The sequence below is a fragment of the Haoranjiania flava genome, from assembly GCF_025631005.1.
Classification (GTDB): Bacteria; Bacteroidota; Bacteroidia; order Chitinophagales; family Chitinophagaceae; genus Haoranjiania; species Haoranjiania flava.
Genome location: NZ_JAOTPL010000030.1, coordinates 1 through 19,275, shown reverse-complemented (window position 1 = coordinate 19,275; position 19,275 = coordinate 1). Strand labels below are relative to the sequence as shown.

Sequence of the window (19,275 nt, the reverse complement as noted above, 5' to 3'; positions counted from 1 at the left end):
AGCATAGATTTCAAAATATTAATTTCCAAGCGATCCTTGTACTTTAAACATTGCCTGCAATTAGCAGGGAAAATTTACTTCAGCAGATAGGTAACACCTTCACGGGCTATTTCTGTATTTTCAAATACCTGCCTGGCCTCAGATTCAAAAGGTTCAAGGAATTCATATTTACTGCTGAAATGGCCTATCAGCAAGCGTTTGGCATTTGCTCTTCTGGCTATAGTAGCTGCCTGCTCCGCCGTGGAATGAAAACGTTTAAAAGCTTTCTCTTCCATATCTTTCAGGTAAGTAGATTCATGATAGATCATATCGGCATCAGCAATATGGTGCAGGAAACTATCGGTGAATAAAGTATCGGCACAATAGGCATATACTTTTCCTTTAGGCGGATCAATGGTGAGTAGTTTATTCGGAATAATATTTCCCTCTGAGGTCATATAATCCTCGCCCTTTTTTATGGAATAGTAAGCAGCAGTAGGGATAAGATGTTTTTTCACCTCTTCAATATTCAGTTTCCTTAGCTTTTGTTTTTGCATGATCGCGAATCCCCAGCATTCTATACGGTGTTTTACCCTGAAACATTTTACGGTAAATGTATTGCTGTGAGCAATTTCCCCCTCTTCTTTCAAAGGGTAGCGGTGAATGGTATAAGGGAATTCGCTGTCTGCCAGCTGCATCTGCAGGTCAATTAATCCATACAATGGCTCGGGTGCAAATAAATGCAGATCATCTTTTCTTCCTATCAGTGCAAAAGAATTCAGCAGGCCGATCAGACCGAAATAATGATCGCCATGCAGGTGGGAAATAAAAATATAATTTATTTTGCTTCTTTTAATCTTATACCTGTGCATCTGCATTTGCGTGCCTTCGCCACAATCCAGCAGTAATACCTGGTCGTCGATATAAACAGCCTGTGAAGTAGGATGCCTTGTAGGCGTAGGTATAGCAGAATTATTTCCTAATATGGTGACACCGAACATATAAAAGTTTTTTACCGTAAACAAAAACTGTTGCCGACCAGTATGATCTGCAACAGTCTCTGATAAATCATTACGTTCTATGGCATAATGATAGAAGATTTTCCCGGGGCTATATCTACCAGCTCAATATCGAAAGTAAGGTCTTTGCCTGCCAGCGGATGGTTGGCATCCAACAGCACAGTATTTTCCTTAATTTCTTTTATTACTACCTGGAATGTTTGTCCCTGGTCGTTGCTCATTTGTAGTGGCATGCCTACCTGCAGTTGAGATATCATGTCGGCAGGGAATTGTTCTTTAGGAAACTCCACCACCTGGTCTTCAGAAGCCTGGCCATAAGCCTGGTCTGCCGGTATATTTACTGTTCTTTTTTCACCAATTGCAAGCCCTGTAACACCTTCATCAAATCCCGGTATCACCTGTCCGCTACCCACTTCAAACTCAAGCGGCTCGCGTCCTTCACTGCTGTCGAACGTAGTGCCGTCCGTTAATTTACCGTGATAATGAACTTTTACTTTATCACCTTTCTTTGCTGTTTGCATAAAATAGTCTTATTTTTATGGAAAGGTAATCATTAATTTTTATTATTGTTATATCGCACTGTTAATATCAACCTATTTAATTGTCAATCATTCAACTACATAATTTTTAACATGAAATAACCATAAAGATTAGGAATCTATACCAACCGGGAATGATAATAAAGAATTAAGGTTTTGGTTATTCAATGCGGCAAAAAAAAATTAAATATACACACATTAAATAGCCATAAGCAAAGTTGTATACCAACCTCGGATGAATAAAGGCTATTCCAGGTGACCATAAAAAATTAAATATATACACATGAAATAACCATAAAGATTAAGAATCTATACCAACCGGGAATGAGTATTGAATCTAAAAAAATGGTTATTCCATGTGACAACTGAAAAACAAATAAATATACACACATGAAATAACCATAAAGATTAGGAATCTATACCAACCGAGGATGATAATAAAGATTAAGGTTTTGGTTATTCCATGTTACAAACAGAAAAAATTAAATATTAACACATGAAATAGCCATAAACAAGGTTGCACACCAACCGCGAATGAATAAAGGCTATTCCATGTGACCATAAAGAAAAAATAAATAAATACACATGAAAAATTTACTGGTTCTCATTGCAGCAATGTTTATTATAAACGGATGCATCTCTCAGCAAGCTTTTCTCCCGCAAAAAACAACGGGTGAAATTTATCCCGGAGCTTACCAAACCGAAATGTACTTACCCTTACTGAAAGGAAAACGTGTAGCTATTTTTGCCAACCACACTTCAACCATTGATAAAAATCACCTGGTAGATTCGTTACAAAAACTCGGTGTGAACATCATAAAGATATTTGGGCCTGAACATGGTTTTCGCGGTACTGCCGACGCCGGAGAACATGTGGCCAGCTATACAGACAAAGAATCGGGTATACAGGTAATTTCATTGTATGGCGGCAAAAGCAAACCATCCGCTGATGACCTCAAAGATGTAGACATCATGCTGTTTGACCTGCAGGATGTAGGCGTGCGTTTTTATACCTACATCAACTCAATGCAGCGTTTTATGGAAAGCGCTATCGACAACAGCAAGCCGCTGATTATTCTTGACCGCCCCAATCCGATTGGTTTTATGATCGACGGCCCGGTGCTCGACCGCAAATATACCAGCGGCGTAGGCCTGCAACCTGTGCCGGTAGCGTACGGCATGACCATGGGAGAATATGCACGCATGCTGATCGGTGAAAAATGGCTGAAGACAACCAGGGCTTACGACAACAACATTGACATACAAATCATTCCTTGTAAAAATTATACGCACCAGAGCCGCTATGTGCTGCCGGTAAAACCTTCGCCGAACCTGCCGGATATGTCTTCGATTTATCATTATCCCTCAACTTGTTTTTTTGAGGGAACCAACCTGAGTGAAGGACGCGGCACTGATCATCCTTTTGAAATATTCGGTCATCCGAGCCTTCCAAAACACCTGTTTTCTTTTACACCGCGCTCAACAGACGGCGCTAAAAACCCTAAGCTGAAAGATCAGCTTTGTTATGGCTGGAACATACACGGCCAGGCACCTCCCACAAGAATTGAATTGAAATATCTGCTGGAAGCTTACCGCCTGTTTCCCGATAAAACTAAATTCTTCCTGCAATCAAAATCAACTGCGCCTGAAGCACAATTCTTTAACAAGCTTGCGGGTAATGACCAGCTGATGAAGCAGATGATAGCCGGAAAATCTGAAAAAGAAATCAGGGCCTCGTGGAAAAAAGATCTGGAAGTATTTAAAAAAATAAGAGCTAAGTATTTGTTGTATGCAGATTGACGCGCTCATTGAACTCGGGATTGCAATTCTGCGATTGAACTTCCGGGCTGTTCGACATTTGCATGATGAACCGGGCTGTTCGACATTTGCAATGTCGAACCATTATCGGCGGATTTTATAATCCGCACATAAAGCAAATCAGGATTTGCAAATCCCGCGATTGAGCTTCCGGATTGCAAATCCGGAAGAGCATTAAAATTTTAAGCAGTGAAGCTAAGGCTTGGTGCTGTTCGACATTTCCAATTTCGAACCATTATCGGCGGATTTGTAATCCGCACGTAAACTAAATCAGGATTGTAAATCCCGGGATCGGGCTTCCGGATTGCAAATCCGGAAGAGCATAAAGAGCAATAAAATTTGAAACGGTGAAGCTAAGGCTTGGTGCTGTTCGACATTGGAAATGTCGAACCATTATCGGAGGATTTGAAATCCGTATCTTACTTATTGGACAAATAGTTAGTAAAGCAATTAAAAGTATTTCTCATAAAATATAATTCTATGCCTTTTGCAAACGTAATTAAAGATCAAGGTGCTGTATACTTTGTTACTTTTACAGTCCATCAATTGGCAGACGTATTCACGAAACAATTGTATGTTGATGTATTGATTGATAATCTAAATTATTGTATAAATCATAAAGGTTTGCAGGTATTTTGTTGGGTAGTCATGTCAAACCACTGCCATATGATCGTCCGTTCAGAAAATAACCTCAGTGATGTTATACGTGATTTTAAGAAGTATACTGCAAAAACGATTTATAAGGCTATAGAAAAGAATAACAGAGAGAGTAGAAAAGAATGGCTGCTGAATGTATTGAGCTACGAAGGCAGAATATGGTTTTGGGAAGAAGGTTATCATGGAGAAGAGATTTTTACACGTTCATTTTTTGAAACTAAGTGCAATTATATTCATCAGAATCCTGTAAGAGCCGGCATTGTAGAAAAAGAAGAAGAATATCTAAGGAGTAGCGCAGGCGAATTTTATGGAATTAGGAAAAGTAAAGTTCAACTGAGCGATTATTGATGATATACAGCGCTATTCGACATTTGTAGAATCCTGGTGCTGTTCGACATTTGCATGATGAACCGTTATCGTCGGATTTATAATCCGCACGTAAAGCAAATCAGGATTGTAAATCCAGCGATCGGGCTTCCGGATTGCAAATCCGGAAGAGCATAAAATTGAAGCGGCGTAGTTAAGATGCTGGTGCTGTTCGACATTTGCAATGTCGAACCATTATCGGCGGATTTGTAATCCGCACATAAAGCAAATCAGGATTGCAAATCCGGAAGAGCTTCGGCTCTCTAAACTCTTAACAAACACAAATAATTTTTCGTTACTTCATACGAAAGTGTGCGGTCTATCAACGGGCTTTCCACTTCTGAAATATCTTTTACTTCTCCCGTTTTTGAATATATATTTATTCGATCATCTGATGGCTGGTAAAGGGTGTTAGAGGTTTCGCCTGTGAAAATAAAGTAATGTGCATCCTCCGATGAAATGCCCGTCTCGCGGATGATACGCTGTTTTTCTGCAGCAATTTTCTCTTCATCGAATGCTTTTGCACGTACCACACATTTAAATAATTTTCTCTCAAGCAGGTTGTTACTCAAGGTAGACAATACCTTATCATCATGGCGTGACCATTTCTTAATGGCATAATCAATATCCGTATCATCCAGGCAACAGAACAGCTCGAGTGTTTCTTTTGTCATGATGCCATCAAATTCTCCCAGGAAAAAATCTAGCGGGCCATGCACACGTATTTGCTCATCGTCCATGGAAAATATTTCCCTGGCGCGTTCCAGGATCTTTACCAGCATTTTTTCAATTCCTAAAACTGTTTTGTGAAGATACACCTGCCAGAACATTTGCCTGCGTGCAATTAAAAATTTCTCTACACTATGCACACCCTTTTCTTCAATCATCAGCTCTCCTTTATGCACCGTAAGCATTTTAATGATCCTGTCGTAGCCAACAACGCCTTCATATACACCCGTGAAAAAACTGTCGCGCGAGAGATAGTCAAGCCTGTCCATGTCCAGTTGGCCACTGATGAGCTGATGCAGGAAATGTTTGTGGTATTGGCCTTTGAATATATCAATGGCCAGTGATAAATCTCCCTGCATCTTGCTATTCATCAATTCCATGATCATTGTACTCAATTCTTCATGATGCACTTTCTTTACCACGTTGCTTTCAAGTGCATGCGAGTAAGGGCCGTGGCCAATATCATGCAATAGGATGGCTGCCTTTACAGCCAACTCTTCATCCTGCGAAATAGCAACATCTTTTAGCTTCAGCTCCTGCACAGCCATGCACATAAGATGGTATGCGCCCAGGGAATGATGCAGGCGCGTGTGTACTGCGCCGGGATAGACATAACTGGCCAATGCCATTTGCTTAATCCGGCGCAAACGCTGGTAGTACGGATGATTGACTATCTGAAATATCAACGGATGGTCAATGGTAATGAAACCATACACCGGATCGTTGACTATCTTGCGTATTTTCATAAATTTTACTGCTTGCTCTGCGCATCAATAACGGCAAGTGTTGCAAGGTTTACAATCTCGCGCACGCTTGAGTTCATCTGCATTACATGAACAGGCTTATCAAGTCCTAACAAAACAGGGCCGACCATTTGCGCCATCTTCAGGCCCCGTAAAGTTTTGTAAGTGATTTTCGCAGACACCTGGTCAGGGAATATCAATACGTTTGCCGGCTGGTCAGTCAATTTTGAGAATGAATAATTCTTTAACCTCTCAGGATCCAGGGCAGTATCTGCCTGCATCTCTCCGTCCACAATTATTTCGGGATGATCCCTGTGCAGGATAGCAACTGCTTCTGCTACTTTCTTAGACACTTCAGCACGGTTATAGAAATTTTCAATAGACAGCATAGCTATCCTTGGCTCCACAGATAGAGAACGCACGGCTTTGTCTGCCATTCTGGTAATATCCACCAGGTTCTGTGCTGTAGTTTCCTCATTTACAGATGTATCGCAGAGGAATATAGGTGTTTTGCCTTCTGCCAGCAGCATTACCATACCTGCAAGCACCTGGTCGTCTTTATTTTTGTCAACAACCGTCTCAATGGGCTTCAGGGTAGATTTATAGCTTTTAGCATAGCCGATCAGCAAAGCATCTGCATCGCCCATTTCCACCATCAGCGGGCCAAAATAATCTCTCTGGCTTACAAATCTTTTAGCCTTGTATTTTGTGATGCCCTGCCTGGAGCCTTTCTTCCAAAGATAGTCTTCGTATTTTTGCCTGTTTATTTCCTGGCTTTTATCGCTCGGGTCTACGATAGGCGCGTCAAGCTCTATACCGTATTTCTTCATAGCCGCCTTGATTTCTTCTTTCCAGCCGAGTAAAACCGGTTTGGCTATACCCTCTTCTTCCAGTATCTGAGCGGCTTTCAGTACAGCAAATTCCTCTGCATTGCTCAGCACCACACGCTTTGGATCCAGGCGTGCCCTGTTCTGGAAGGCCCTTAATAATTTTTCGTCCCTGCCCATCCTGTTGAGCAGCAGAAGTTCATATTCTTCCCAGTCTTCTATGTGCTTTCGTGCCACGCCACTGTCCATTGCGGCTTTTGCAACAGCCATGGAAACCCTGGTGATCAGCCTGTTATCAAAAGGTTTTGGTATAAAATAATCTTTACCGAAATTTAAGCTTTTCAGATTGTATGCCATCAATACCATTTCCGGTACCGGTTCCTTGGAAAGGTCTGCCAATGCGTGTACCGCTGCGAGTTTCATCTCTTCATTAATACCTGTAGCACGTACGTCCAGCGCGCCGCGGAAAATGTAAGGAAAGCCCAAAACATTATTCACCTGGTTGGGAAAATCGCTACGTCCGGTTGCCATGATCACGTCCTTGCGGGTTTTTATAGCAAGGTTGTAATCAATTTCCGGATTGGGATTGGCCAGTGCAAAAACAATAGGATTTTTGCTCATGCTTTTCAACATATCCGGCGTAAGCACATTTGCTTTTGACAAGCCAACGAAAACATCCGCATCGCTGATCACTTCTTCCAGTGTATCTGCTTCTGTATTGGAAATAAAAAATACTTTCTCTTCGGTAAGCCCTGTACGCTTTGTATTAATGACTCCCTTAGAGTCGCACATGATCAGGTTTTCTTTTTTTAAGCCTAAAGAAAGATAAAGTTTAGAGCATGAAACTGCCGCGGCGCCTGCACCGTTGACTACAACTTTTGCTTCTTCAATTTTCTTACCTGCTATTTCCAGCGCATTGAGCAAAGCTGCTGCAGAAATAATGGCTGTACCATGCTGATCGTCATGCATCAGCGGGATAGGCAATTCTTCTTTTAATCGCTTTTCAATATAAAATGCTTCGGGAGCTTTAATATCTTCCAGGTTGATGCCGCCAAATGTAGGCGCTATGCTTTTTACAACATCAATAAATTTATCCGGATCTTTTTCATTGATCTCAATATCAAAAACGTTGATGTCTGCAAATATTTTAAAAAGTAATCCTTTGCCTTCCATCACCGGTTTGGAAGCATCTGCGCCAATATCTCCCAAACCTAGTACTGCCGTACCATTCGAGATCACAGCTACCAGGTTTCCTTTGCTGGTATAATCATATGCCTTGCCAGCATCTTTATAAATCTCCATACAAGGCTCTGCCACGCCGGGCGAGTATGCCAGGGAAAGGTCTCTTTGCGTACCATGTGGCTTTGAAGGTACAACTTCTATTTTCCCTGCAGGATAATCACTGTGATAATCTAAGGCAGCATTTCTTAACTGCACATTTTTTTTCTCTTTATCTTCCATTCTGTTTTTTTAATTTCAAACAAAAATAAAAAATAATAACCGAATGGCTTTATCTATATGGTTTATTAACTTATTGGTATTTTTGCGGCGATAGCTTTTATATTTAATTAGCACTCCTCAAATTTTTGCTATAAAATGAAACGCGCACTATTTCTCTCCGCAATTGCACTCGTGATCATGAATGCATGCCAATACGATGAAAACAAAAGCACTGCAGGCTCTCCTGCAATAACGCAACCATCAAATACTACCACGAATACGGACAACGCCAGTTCAAAAAATTTTCCCTTCACTAACTTTACGCAGCTTGAAATTGGCGCAGCATTTAAAATAACCCTCACACAAGCTCCTGAGTTCAGCGTAGTTGCAAACGGCAATACAGAAGACCTGGAAAAAATCAATATCAGAAAAGACGGCAGCACACTTAAAATAGGCATGCAAAACGGCGCCGCTACTGATCATGCGGTTATTGAACTTGTAATTACCATGCCCAATATAGAAGAACTTGAAACCTCCGGAGTTGTGGAAGTAACAGGTACAAACACTTTTACCGGAAACAAATTATCTCTTGACCTCTCAGGTTCCAGCGCTATTAACATAAATATTGATGTACAAAAGCTAAATATAAATGGCTCGGGAGCAACAGAGCTAAACATGTCCGGTAAGGCCTCGCAGCTAAAGCTTGAGCTGTCGGGTACGGGAACGGCCAGCCTCATTCAACTCGCCGTAAACCATGCCGGCATTGAAATGTCCGGAGCTACCTCGGCTCAACTCAATGTTGCTGAGCGCATGCAGGCAGAAGTGTCCGGGACTGCAAATATTGTTTACAAAGGCAACCCCTCTGTTACTCAGGAAGTATCCGGAGCAGCGTCCATTAAAAAAATATGATTTTTATTAAGTATTTTTGCGCCTCATTATGGACAACATTCTAACTCAGATAGCACAATACAAACAGGAAGCGTCTGCATTTACCGCCGCCAACGCAGAAGCTGCCGAAAACTTTCGTATAAAATATTTAGGCACAAAAGGCATTCTTAAATCCGTGATGGGTGAAATGAAAAATGTGCCCAATGAAAATAAAAAACAATTCGGCCAGACTGTAAATGAATTGAAGTCTTTCCTGGAGCGCAAACATGCAGAACTTAAAGCTGCATTTGAAAGCCGCGAAACAGCATCCTCCGGCATGGATCTTTCCCTGCCCGGCGACCCGGTATCAGTAGGTACACGCCACCCGCTGACTATCACCAGAAACCGCATCGTTTCTATTTTTAAAAGACTGGGCTTTGCACTTGCCGAAGGGCCTGACATTGAGGACGACTGGCACAACTTCGGCGCAATGAATCTTCCCGAAGACCACCCTGCGCGGGACATGCAGGACACTTTCTACATCAACCAGAACCCTTCCTGGCTGTTGCGCACACATACAAGCAGCGTACAGGCGCGCGTGATGGAAACGCAGAAGCCACCCATTCGTGTAATATGCCCGGGGCGTGTATACCGCAACGAAACTATCAGCGCCCGCGCGCACTGCTTCTTTCACCAGGTAGAAGGGCTGTATATCGATGAAAATGTAAGCTTTGCAGACCTGAAGCAAACCCTCTACTTCTTCGTAAAAGAGATGTTTGGCAACGATGTTAAAGTACGTTTCCGTCCAAGCTATTTTCCCTTTACCGAACCCAGCGCAGAGATGGACATCAGCTGCCGCATCTGTGAAGGCGAAGGCTGTAATGTATGTAAACACACAGGTTGGGTAGAAATACTGGGCAGCGGCATGGTACACCCCAATGTGCTTGAAAACTTTGGCATTGACAGCAACAAATACACAGGCTACGCATTCGGCATGGGCATAGAGCGTATAGCCCAGTTAAAATACAGGGTGAATGATCTGCGTCTCTACTCTCAAAATGATGTACGCTTTTTAAAACAGTTCACAGGAGCATTATAATTTAATTATAAAAATATCTTATATTTGTTATTGCTAATTGCATCTTTATGGATATGTTTATTAAATTCATCAGGGAATCTGTTTTTCTTACTGATGAAGAAGCGTGTCTTATTCGTTCAAAATTGCAGATACGCAAATATAAAAAAGGCACAGTCCTTTTTAAGAAAGGTGAAGTATGTGATAAAGTACGCTTCATTAACTCTGGTATTTCTCGCACATTCAGCATAGAAGACGGCGAAGAGATCACTATTGTTTTTGAATCCTCCACAGACATACTGATAGATCTCTACAGCGCATCTAACAATACGCCTGCAACGCTTAACGGCCAGGCGCTTTCAGACCTCGAATGCATTGAGTGCCTTTACGAAGACTGGCTGAAACTTTATGAACAGATACCGCGGCTGGAAAGGTTTGGAAGGCTTATGACAGAAAAGTTTTTCTTCCAAATGCTTGAACTGCGTGAAGATGAGAAAAAACCTCTGAAACGAAGGTACATGGAACTATTGCAGCACAACAATGAACTGTTGTTACAGGTCTCTCAAAAGCATATAGCTTCTTTTCTGCGTGTGCAGCCCGAAAGCCTGAGCCGCATTAAAAAAGAAATTTTCAAGAACACTGTCAATAATAAAAAAAGCACACCCTGTTAGTGTGCATTCCGTAAAGTAGTTTTGCCTGAAATTATTTTACAAAAACATCCTTGATCTTCTCGCAGAAGTTAGATACAATCATTTTCTCAGCCTGGTGTATCATATTTTTAAAAGCTACATCGTTGCTGATGCCGTGAGCAATAATCACCGGCTTATTTACACCAAGCACCGGAGTGCCTCCATAAGTTTCATAATGAAAGTTCTGGATGTAAGCATCGTTGCTGAAGCCGCGCTTGCAGGCAATCTCGTAAAAGGATTCAGCCATTTTCAGAATGATATTTCCGGTAAAGCCATCACAAACCATCACATCTACTTTTCCGGCAAAAACATCCCTGCCTTCAATATTGCCCGCGAAACGTATGAGCTGGTTATTTTCCAGTAATGGAAAAGTACCCAGGGCCAGGTTGTTTCCTTTTTCCTTCTCTTCACCTACGTTCATGAGGCCTACGGAAGGACGCTCGATATTTAAAACGTGCTTTGAATATAAAGAACCAAGAATGGCAAACTGGTTGAGCTGTTCAGGTTTACAATCAGAGTTTAAACCTACATCCAGCAACAGGCTTGTACTGCCGTTGAGCTGAGGCACAAAGGTAGCAATGGCAGGGCGTTGTACGCCTTCTACCGCTTTTACCGAATACATACTGCCAACAAGCATAGCGCCGGTATTGCCCGCGCTGATGAAAGCATCTATTTCACCGGTAGTGAGTAAATGAAATCCAATACTGATAGATGAGTGAGGCTTTTCTTTCAGAGCTTTTGTAGGGTGCTCGTTGTAGCCTATTACCTGTGGAGCATCTACGGTTTGTACGGCAGGGTGATCTTTCAGGCCGTATTGTTCCAGCAAAGGCAGTAAAGCCTCCTTTTGCCCCACGCAAAAAACCGAACAATTATTGGGGAATTCTTTCAGGTAAAGCGCCAGGCCTTTTACTGCTTCAATGGGCGCGAAGTCGCCGCCCATCATGTCCAATCCAATATTCATATCCGGTACTTTTGAAAATTTTTATTACAAAATTGCTGAAAGCACATCAGCGTAAATTACGCTTTTTTCGGAGCCTGTTCGGCTACAACTTTCCCTTTGTAGTATAATTTTCCTTCGCTCACATGCGCACGGTGGCGTGTGTGCAATTCGCCTGTGGTACTGTCTTTGCTAAGTGTTACGGTCTCAGCGTTGTAATGCGTTCTTCTTTTAGCACCTCTCTGGTGAGAATGTCTGCGTTTAGGATTTGGCATATCTTAAATTTTATTTTTTGTGAATTATAGAAAATAACCTGCGTGATTATTTTGTGTATTGAACTATTGTTTTAATTATCTAAACCTTTTAATTTATCCAGGTCTTTCCAGATAGATTTATTACCCTTTGCCGCTTCTTCTTCCATCTTCCTGAGTTTTTCCAGCACTTCATTATTGCATTGCGGCCCGCCTCGTTCGCTCTCATCGCACTCCCGCTGATTGGGTATACTCAGGTTTATAAACTCATAGATCCAGTTGCTGAGATGCAGATGGCTCTCCTGGTGTCCTATGTAATAAATATCAGGGTCATCCTCTGTTTCATTCATCTCATCCGGTGTCTCCACCATTTTCACCATGATATTAAATTCGTCCCAAAGATTGATCTTAAGCGTATTGCCGCATATGTCGCACATCACATCTACCGTTCCGGAAATATCAAACTTCAGGCGCATCAGGCTTGGATTTTTTTCCAGCTCCACGTCTACTACAGCATGGCAATTAGAAAAATCCTGCGGCTTATAATCTGCAAAGAACTTGTCCGTTATCTCATATTTAAACGCATGAGTACCGGGTTTCAGCCCAACGAAGGGTATCTCATATACATGACGGTTACTCATAGGTCGAAAATTAGGCTTGCAAAGGTATGCAATATTTAATAAAATTTCAATTTTATTTACTTTATAAGGATTGCAAGCGTTGTACCTTCATTCTCTTGAGGTATTCAGCCGGACTGAATCAATAAATCTCTATCTTTGAACATCATTTTTTTAACTCAATTTAACTATCAGGTATGCAAAAACTATTCTCTTTTGCGCTTTTACTTTTTATTTGTTTTTCAGTTTTTTCCCAAAGCAAAATATCCGTGATCCCCAAGCCGGTAAGCGTGGTGGAAAATCCCGGCGAATACGTTTTACCTAAAAGTATTTCCGTAAGCGCTCCCGTAAATGCAGCATTGCGCAGTACTGTAGACATCTTAAGAAAAAAACTATCCGTTGCCACAGGCTACCAGACCGTAAGCTCCACAACAGGCAATGCTACCGTAAATCTTATTTTAAACAAAACAGCTGACAAAACGCTGGGCGATGAAGGCTATAAATTATCTGTAAACAACGCAGGCGTAAAAATCGTTGCCAATAAACCGGCCGGCATCTTTAACGGCGCACAAACACTGCTGCAATTGTTGCCCGCAGAAATAGAAAGCGGCAAACAGGTAAAAAACATCAGCTGGAGCATGCCGCATGTGGAGATCACCGATTATCCGCAAATGAAATGGCGCGGGTTAATGCTCGACGTTTCCAGACACTTCTTCACGGTAGACGAGATTAAAGGTTATATAGACCAAATGGCTAAATACAAATTGAATACCCTGCACTGGCATCTGACAGACGATGAAGGCTGGAGAGTAGAAATAAAATCCTATCCGAAGCTCACCAGCGTGGGAGCCTGGAGGGTACCTATGGAAGGCAATTTCGGGCAGTTTCCTGCACCGGGTAATGAGCCTAAAACTTATGGCGGATTCTACACCCAGGAGCAGGTCAGAGACATTGTAAAATATGCGCAGGAAAGATTTATAGATATCGTGCCCGAAGTAGATATGCCCGGCCATAGCATGGCTATCATTGCTGCTTACCCCGAACTTAGCTGTACATCTCCTCTGCCGCAAAACTACCAGGTGCGTGCCGGGGAAAGCTTCATTGACTGGAACACACATACACTGCATGTAGATAATACGCTTTGCCCTGCCAACGAAAAAGTTTATTCTTTTATCAATGATGTGGTAAGAGAACTTGCACAACTTTTCCCGTACGAATATTTACACATCGGCGGAGATGAAGCCTTTTATACTTTCTGGGAAAAAAGTGATGCTGTAAAACAATTAATGAAAAGAGAAAACCTGAAAACCTACAAAGAAGTTCAGGGATATTTTGGAAGACGTGTAGAAAAAATTGTAAATAGTTATGGCAAAAAAGCAATCGGATGGGATGAAGTACTGGAAACAGGTGTAAACAAGTCAACAGCTATCATGGCCTGGCGCGGCAATGGCGATCATGGCATTAAGGCTTCCAACCTGGGGCATAAAGTAATCATGTCTCCCGCTAAATACACCTATATTGATTATATGCAGGGAGATAAAGTAACCGAACCTTTGGTATATGCTTCTTTACGCTTAAATGAAGTGTATAAATTTAACCCTACACCTGCAGGAGCAAATGCCGCCAACATTCTGGGCGGGCAGGCAAACCTGTGGACAGAGCAGATTTACAATATTCGACAGGTACAATATATGACCTGGCCCAGAGGATTCGCATTGGCAGAATCTGTATGGTCTCCGCAGCAAAGCAAAAACTGGAAAGATTTTGTAAGGCGTACAGAGGATCATTTCAACAGGCTTGATTTTGCTAAAGTAAAATATTCTCCTGCAATTTATGATCCGGTAGTAAAAGTAAGAAAAGCAGGAAAAGGTAAAATAGCAGTAGAACTCGTGCCGGAAATCGAAGGGCTGGATATTCACTATACATTTGACAATTCCACCCCGGACAACTACTATCCTAAGTACACGCAGCCGCTTACTTTCCCGACAGGCGCTGAAAAACTACATGTAATTACTTATAAAAAAGGTGAAGATAAACCAGCGGGAAGACTGTTGATACTGACATTGGAAGACCTTACCAAAAGAGCGAAATAATATTGAGGCTATTACTGATCTGCATACTGGCTGCTAATTGTTTCGCGGCCTGCGCTCAAACACCTGTAATCAAATGGAGCGCAGGCCGCAAACTCACGTGGAACGACTTCTCACGCTTATCGGATTCTGCCTTACCCGGCAATAATGATGCGGTTACACACACTTACTATGCACATACCATTTTGGTAAAAAATAACCGGCATCGTAAAACGGCAAACATACATTTATACACAGGTTTCAGCAGGAACTCAGCAGTGAAACACGCTATATTTGCTTTGCCCGAAGAGAGACAGGACTCATGAGCAAAAACATTTTGACCTTGCAGAAGTTTTCCGGCGTGCAATGATGCAGGATATGAGCAGTAAAAAGTTTACCCGCAACTACAAAGAAGAGATCAAAGCCATCGTTGCAAAGCGCCAGCAGGCATTCAACAAAGAGCAGCTTCTTTACGACAGGGAAACACAGCACGGCATGAATAAAGCGGCACAGGTATTGTGGAACAATGCTATTGCACAGCAGCTCACCAACAGCGGAAAATTTGCCGCAACGAACATTACCATACAGATTCACCAGGAATAAAACAATAGAATCTTGCACAGAATGAAACTCTAAGCGATGGACAGCAACATTAAGTTTGAAAAATTTACAGCAAACGACTTCAGCCTTTATTTTGAATTAGTAAATGATGAAAAAGTAATGGCAATGATTACAGAAAGAGCGATTGAAAAAAACGAGGCTGAAGTAGAATTTGAAAAAATAATCAAAAATAACAACGTTGATAAAAATTGCGGAAACTTTAAAATTATAGATACTAAAACCAACAGGTTTTTAGGATTGGCTAAACTTCAAATCCAAAATGAATACGACAAAGAAGCTGAGCTGGGATATATGATATTACCACCACATTGGGGAAAAGGAATTGCAAGCAAAACGGCAACACAATTAATTGCAGTAGCCAAAAAGCATACTCAACTTCAAAAACTGTTTGCTATAATTGACCCAAAAAATATTCCTTCAAGAAAAATACTGGTAAACAATGGTTTTATATCCAAAGAATTTCGCGATTTTGACGGCCTGCCAGGGGAAATACTGGAACTTACAATAATATAACAGCTTAAAGTACTGCGTTTATTTTTAAGTAAATGAGGAAAATTAATTCCAATCTGTTATTTTTGCCTTTATTCTGTTTTTTTCAAATTAGCATACATGTCAGGTCAGTTAAAAGAAGTTCGCAATCGTATAGAATCCGTAAAATCAACGCAGCAGATAACTAAAGCGATGAAAATGGTAAGCGCTGCCAAGCTGCGCCGTGCACAGGACGCCATTATGCAAATGCGCCCTTACGCCCAAAAGCTGCAGGAAATGCTGAGCAATATTGTAAGCGCAGAAAACGAACTGTCCATAAAACTGGCAGAAGAGCGCCCTGTAAACAATGTGCTGCTGATCGTGATCACCAGCGACAGAGGATTGGCAGGAGCCTACAATGCCAACATTACCAAGCTTGCACAAAGTGTGATAGCGGAAAAGTATGCCGCTCAGCACGCAGCAGGTAAAGTAACCATCTGGAATGTAGGTAAAAAAGGCTGGGAAAGCCTTACCAAAAACCGCTACAAAACTTCCGACCGCTACAAAGACCTTTTGCATGATATTTCATTTAACCATGTGCAGGAAATGGCAAAAGAAGCAGTAATAGCATTTGAGAAAGGCGAGTTTGATATGGTGGAGATTGTGTACAGCCGTTTTAAAAATGCCGCCACACAGATATTTACTACAGAGCAGTTTCTGCCTATACCCAAAGTGCAGCCCCAGGAAGGCAAAAATAAAAATATTGATTTCATTTTCGAGCCCCAAAAAGAACAGCTTATTACAGAGCTGATGCCTAAAATCCTGAACACACAATTGTTCAAAGCTGTACTGGACGCCAATGCCAGCGAACAAGGCGCACGAATGACTGCTATGGATAAAGCAAGTGATAACGCCAATGAAATATTGCGCTCGCTGAAAATTGCTTACAACCGTGCCCGCCAGGCAGCCATCACCACCGAGCTTACAGAGATTGTAAGCGGCGCGGCTGCATTGCAGGAATAATTCAGGCTCGTATTGACCATACAACATGGAATTAAGAGAGATCATCCCACACATAGAAGCGCTGGTATTTGCCAGTGAAAAACCTTTAACATCAACCGACATCACGGAGCTGATCAATAATGCATTCGGATTCATGGAGAACCGCATTTCGCAAGACCAGGTAGAAGCCAGCCTGGAAGGCATACAGGAAAAATACAGCACAGATTTTTATGCTTTTGAAATGCGCCAGAGCGGCGGCGGATGGCAATTTCTTACCAAACCTGAATTTCATACAACCATATCGCAGCTCAATGGCGATAAATTTATTAAACGGCTGTCAAACGCTGCTTTGGAAACACTTTCCATCATAGCTTACAAGCAACCGATAACCAAAGGAGAAATTGAAAGCATCCGGGGTGTGAACAGCGACTATTCGGTGCAGAAATTACTGGAGAAAGAACTGATCGTGATTACAGGCCGAGATGAAAATGCACCGGGCAAACCATTGATCTACCAGACCTCTAAAGGATTTATGGATTATTTTGGTTTAAATTCTCCCGATGATTTGCCTAAGATCAAAGAAGTATTGTCTGAAGAAATGGTGGAAGCAACTTCGGTAAACGAAGAGCAGGAAATACCTTTTGAAGTGGTGAATGAGGATATTGTAAACGAAGAGCATGTAAAGGCAGGAGAAGCCGGTGAAAATAACAGCTAATTATAAATCTTATTAATTATGAAACCACTGGTAGGCATCATTATGGGCAGCGACAGCGACCTGGATATTATGCGCGGAGCTGCAGATGTATTGAAACAATTTTCCGTGCCCTTTGAATTGACGGTGGTATCTGCACACCGCACACCTGCACGCCTGGTGCAGTATGCCCAGACAGCACGCGAACGCGGCTTGCGCGTGATCATTGCAGGAGCCGGGGGCGCCGCACATTTGCCCGGCATGACTGCCTCCATGACCACATTGCCTGTGATCGGCGTACCCATAAAATCTTCTAATTCTATCGATGGCTGGGATTCTGTATTGTCAATTCTGCAAATGCCTAACGGCGTGCCGGTAGCAACCGTAGCGCTGAACGGGTCTAAAAATGCAGGCTTGCTCGCCGCACAGATACTTGGCGCCACCGACGATGAACTGGCTGCAAAATTCGAACTCTTTAAACACGAGATGCGCGAAGCCGTACAGGAAAAAATTGATGCACTCAAAGATGAGTGGGACAATGAATTTGATGCCAAAGATACAGCTTCCAACCTGTAACCTCCCAACTTCATCATTACACAACTACACAACTCAACAACTACACAACTACACAACTACACAACTACACAACTACACAACTACACAACTCAACAACTCAACAACTTTTCTCCCTCAATTCCATATTTTTTATGCAACTTTGTATACAACGCAATAATGCCGGCTATGCAAGATGTATATCTACAGATAATTGAGAAAAAGAAAGTTAAGAGAAAAAGTTTTTCCGTACTGATAGACCCCGATAAGGTTGACGAAAAAAGCATAGATAAAATTGTATCGCTGTCACTTGATGCCGGGGTAGATTATTTTTTCGTGGGCGGAAGCCTGGTCGTTATCAATGCTATTGATGAATGCATCAGGCAGATCAAACAAAGGTGCGGCATTCCCGTGGTTTTATTCCCCGGCGCGCCCTCACAGGTCTCCAGGCATGCAGATGCATTGTTGTTTTTATCTTTAATTTCCGGGAGAAACCCCGAACTGCTTATAGGCCAGCACGTGATCAGTGCACCGGCTATCAAAAGCTATGGCATTGAAGTAATACCGACCGGCTACATAGTGGTAGACGGCGGAGCGCCTACATCGGTGTCTTACATTTCAAATACAGCGCCGATACCTTCCGATAAAAACGATATTGCTATGTGTACAGCCATGGCGGGTGAAATGCTGGGATTAAAACTCATCTACATGGACGCAGGAAGCGGAGCCAAACGCCCTGTTTCAAAAGAAATGATAGAGAAAGTGTCTGCAAGCATCCAGGCGCCGCTGATAGTCGGTGGCGGCATTAAAGATGCGCAGAAGGCAGTAGAGAATTGCCATGCAGGCGCAGATATTGTAGTAGTGGGCAATGCCATAGAAAAAGAAGCATCGCTCATTAAAGACATCAGCGCTGGCATTCACTCGTGCAATGCTGCACATGCGCAGGCCATTGAGAGCTGAAGTTATGAGCTGAGTACTGAATGCTGAAATTGTACCTTAAAAAAATACACATGAAATAACCATAATGATTAGGAACCTATACCAACCGGAATGAGTATTGAATCTAAAAAAATGGTTATTCCATGTGGCAACTGAGAAAAAATTAAATATACACACATGAAATAGCCATAAGCAAAGTTGCATACCAACCGTTGATGAATAAAGGCTATTCCATGTGACCATTAAAAACAGCCGCAAAGCGGCGAACTAAAAAATATACACATGAAATATTCATGAGCAATAATATGCACACCAACCGGGGATGAATTTGTAGCTTAGCGTTATTAAATTTCAGAGAAATGCAAGAAGCTCAAGTTCAG

20 protein-coding genes are annotated in these 19,275 nt (G+C 42.1%); 13 read left to right on the top strand and 7 right to left on the bottom strand.

All coding sequences use genetic code 11. The annotated features are described in order from the left end of the window. Positions 1-74: 74 nt before the first annotated feature. Together OD355_RS13175 and OD355_RS13170 are read right to left on the bottom strand one after the other, a co-directional pair. Positions 75-980, bottom strand: coding sequence for a ribonuclease Z (locus tag OD355_RS13175; RefSeq protein ID WP_263038958.1), 906 nt, complete (start codon positions 978-980; stop codon positions 75-77). 77 nt (positions 981-1,057) lie between these two features. Continuing rightward, positions 1,058-1,519: an FKBP-type peptidyl-prolyl cis-trans isomerase gene (locus OD355_RS13170; protein WP_263038957.1), complete on the bottom strand. Its 462-nt coding sequence runs from the start codon at positions 1,517-1,519 to the stop codon at positions 1,058-1,060. Positions 1,520-2,122: 603 nt separating this feature from the next. Here OD355_RS13170 and OD355_RS13165 point away from each other — a divergent pair. After that, positions 2,123-3,337 carry an exo-beta-N-acetylmuramidase NamZ family protein gene (locus OD355_RS13165; protein ID WP_263038956.1) on the top strand — a complete coding sequence of 405 codons (1,215 nt, stop codon included), beginning with the start codon at positions 2,123-2,125 and terminating at the stop codon, positions 3,335-3,337. 498 nt (positions 3,338-3,835) lie between these two features. Further along, complete coding sequence (locus OD355_RS13160) at positions 3,836-4,360, top strand: REP-associated tyrosine transposase (protein ID WP_263038955.1); 525 nt, start codon at positions 3,836-3,838, stop codon at positions 4,358-4,360. A 281-nt stretch (positions 4,361-4,641) separates the two neighbouring features. Here the strand turns inward: OD355_RS13160 and OD355_RS13155 are convergent, their stop codons facing one another. Both OD355_RS13155 and OD355_RS14000 read right to left on the bottom strand, forming a co-directional pair. Beyond that, positions 4,642-5,853, bottom strand: coding sequence for an HD domain-containing protein (locus OD355_RS13155; RefSeq protein WP_263038954.1), 1,212 nt, complete (start codon positions 5,851-5,853; stop codon positions 4,642-4,644). Between the two features lie 5 nt (positions 5,854-5,858). Continuing rightward, positions 5,859-8,138, bottom strand: coding sequence for an NADP-dependent malic enzyme (locus OD355_RS14000; protein ID WP_263038953.1), 2,280 nt, complete (start codon positions 8,136-8,138; stop codon positions 5,859-5,861). A gap of 135 nt (positions 8,139-8,273) precedes the next feature. Here OD355_RS14000 and OD355_RS13145 point away from each other — a divergent pair, with 135 nt between their 5' ends. The 3 genes from OD355_RS13145 to OD355_RS13135 are packed head-to-tail and all read left to right on the top strand — an operon-like array spanning position 8,274 to position 10,730. Next, complete coding sequence (locus OD355_RS13145; RefSeq protein WP_263038952.1) at positions 8,274-9,026, top strand: head GIN domain-containing protein; 753 nt, start codon at positions 8,274-8,276, stop codon at positions 9,024-9,026. 28 nt (positions 9,027-9,054) lie between these two features. Next, on the top strand, positions 9,055-10,083 hold the full coding sequence (pheS, locus tag OD355_RS13140) for a phenylalanine--tRNA ligase subunit alpha (RefSeq protein ID WP_263038951.1): 1,029 nt from the start codon (positions 9,055-9,057) through the stop codon (positions 10,081-10,083). Between the two features lie 47 nt (positions 10,084-10,130). After that, positions 10,131-10,730, top strand: coding sequence for a Crp/Fnr family transcriptional regulator (locus OD355_RS13135; RefSeq protein WP_263038950.1), 600 nt, complete (start codon positions 10,131-10,133; stop codon positions 10,728-10,730). A 31-nt stretch (positions 10,731-10,761) separates the two neighbouring features. Here the strand turns inward: OD355_RS13135 and plsX are convergent, their stop codons facing one another. The 3 genes from plsX to OD355_RS13120 form a co-directional block, all read right to left on the bottom strand. Next, positions 10,762-11,709, bottom strand: a complete 948-nt coding sequence (plsX, locus tag OD355_RS13130) for a phosphate acyltransferase PlsX (RefSeq protein WP_263038949.1) — start codon at positions 11,707-11,709, stop codon at positions 10,762-10,764. A gap of 56 nt (positions 11,710-11,765) precedes the next feature. Beyond that, positions 11,766-11,960: a 50S ribosomal protein L32 gene (gene rpmF / locus OD355_RS13125; RefSeq protein ID WP_263038948.1), complete on the bottom strand. Its 195-nt coding sequence runs from the start codon at positions 11,958-11,960 to the stop codon at positions 11,766-11,768. Positions 11,961-12,031: 71 nt separating this feature from the next. Beyond that, the gene (locus tag OD355_RS13120; protein WP_263038947.1) at positions 12,032-12,577 is read right to left on the bottom strand and encodes a YceD family protein; all 546 of its coding nucleotides are present in this window, start codon (positions 12,575-12,577) and stop codon (positions 12,032-12,034) included. Between the two features lie 173 nt (positions 12,578-12,750). On the opposite strand from OD355_RS13120, the gene OD355_RS13115 reads away from it, so the two are divergent. The 8 genes from OD355_RS13115 to OD355_RS13080 all read left to right on the top strand — a co-directional run bounded on the left by OD355_RS13115 (position 12,751) and on the right by OD355_RS13080 (position 18,916). Beyond that, complete coding sequence (locus tag OD355_RS13115) at positions 12,751-14,646, top strand: beta-N-acetylhexosaminidase (RefSeq protein ID WP_263038946.1); 1,896 nt, start codon at positions 12,751-12,753, stop codon at positions 14,644-14,646. Between the two features lie 2 nt (positions 14,647-14,648). Further along, positions 14,649-14,948: a hypothetical protein gene (locus OD355_RS13110; protein ID WP_263038945.1), complete on the top strand. Its 300-nt coding sequence runs from the start codon at positions 14,649-14,651 to the stop codon at positions 14,946-14,948. Next, positions 14,917-15,225, top strand: a complete 309-nt coding sequence (locus OD355_RS13105) for a DUF922 domain-containing protein (protein WP_263038944.1) — start codon at positions 14,917-14,919, stop codon at positions 15,223-15,225. Before OD355_RS13110 ends, OD355_RS13105 begins: the two co-directional genes overlap by 32 nt. Positions 15,226-15,261: 36 nt before the next feature. Beyond that, complete coding sequence (locus tag OD355_RS13100; RefSeq protein ID WP_263038943.1) at positions 15,262-15,756, top strand: GNAT family N-acetyltransferase; 495 nt, start codon at positions 15,262-15,264, stop codon at positions 15,754-15,756. 96 nt (positions 15,757-15,852) lie between these two features. Continuing rightward, complete coding sequence (gene atpG / locus OD355_RS13095; protein ID WP_263038942.1) at positions 15,853-16,734, top strand: ATP synthase F1 subunit gamma; 882 nt, start codon at positions 15,853-15,855, stop codon at positions 16,732-16,734. 25 nt (positions 16,735-16,759) lie between these two features. Next, positions 16,760-17,428, top strand: a complete 669-nt coding sequence (scpB, locus tag OD355_RS13090; protein WP_263038941.1) for an SMC-Scp complex subunit ScpB — start codon at positions 16,760-16,762, stop codon at positions 17,426-17,428. 18 nt (positions 17,429-17,446) lie between these two features. Then, a complete protein-coding gene (gene purE, locus OD355_RS13085; protein WP_263038940.1) occupies positions 17,447-17,980 on the top strand; it encodes a 5-(carboxyamino)imidazole ribonucleotide mutase in 534 nt (177 codons plus the stop codon). Positions 17,981-18,145: 165 nt separating this feature from the next. Continuing rightward, positions 18,146-18,916, top strand: a complete 771-nt coding sequence (locus OD355_RS13080) for a geranylgeranylglyceryl/heptaprenylglyceryl phosphate synthase (RefSeq protein WP_263038939.1) — start codon at positions 18,146-18,148, stop codon at positions 18,914-18,916. Positions 18,917-19,275: the final 359 nt, after the last annotated feature.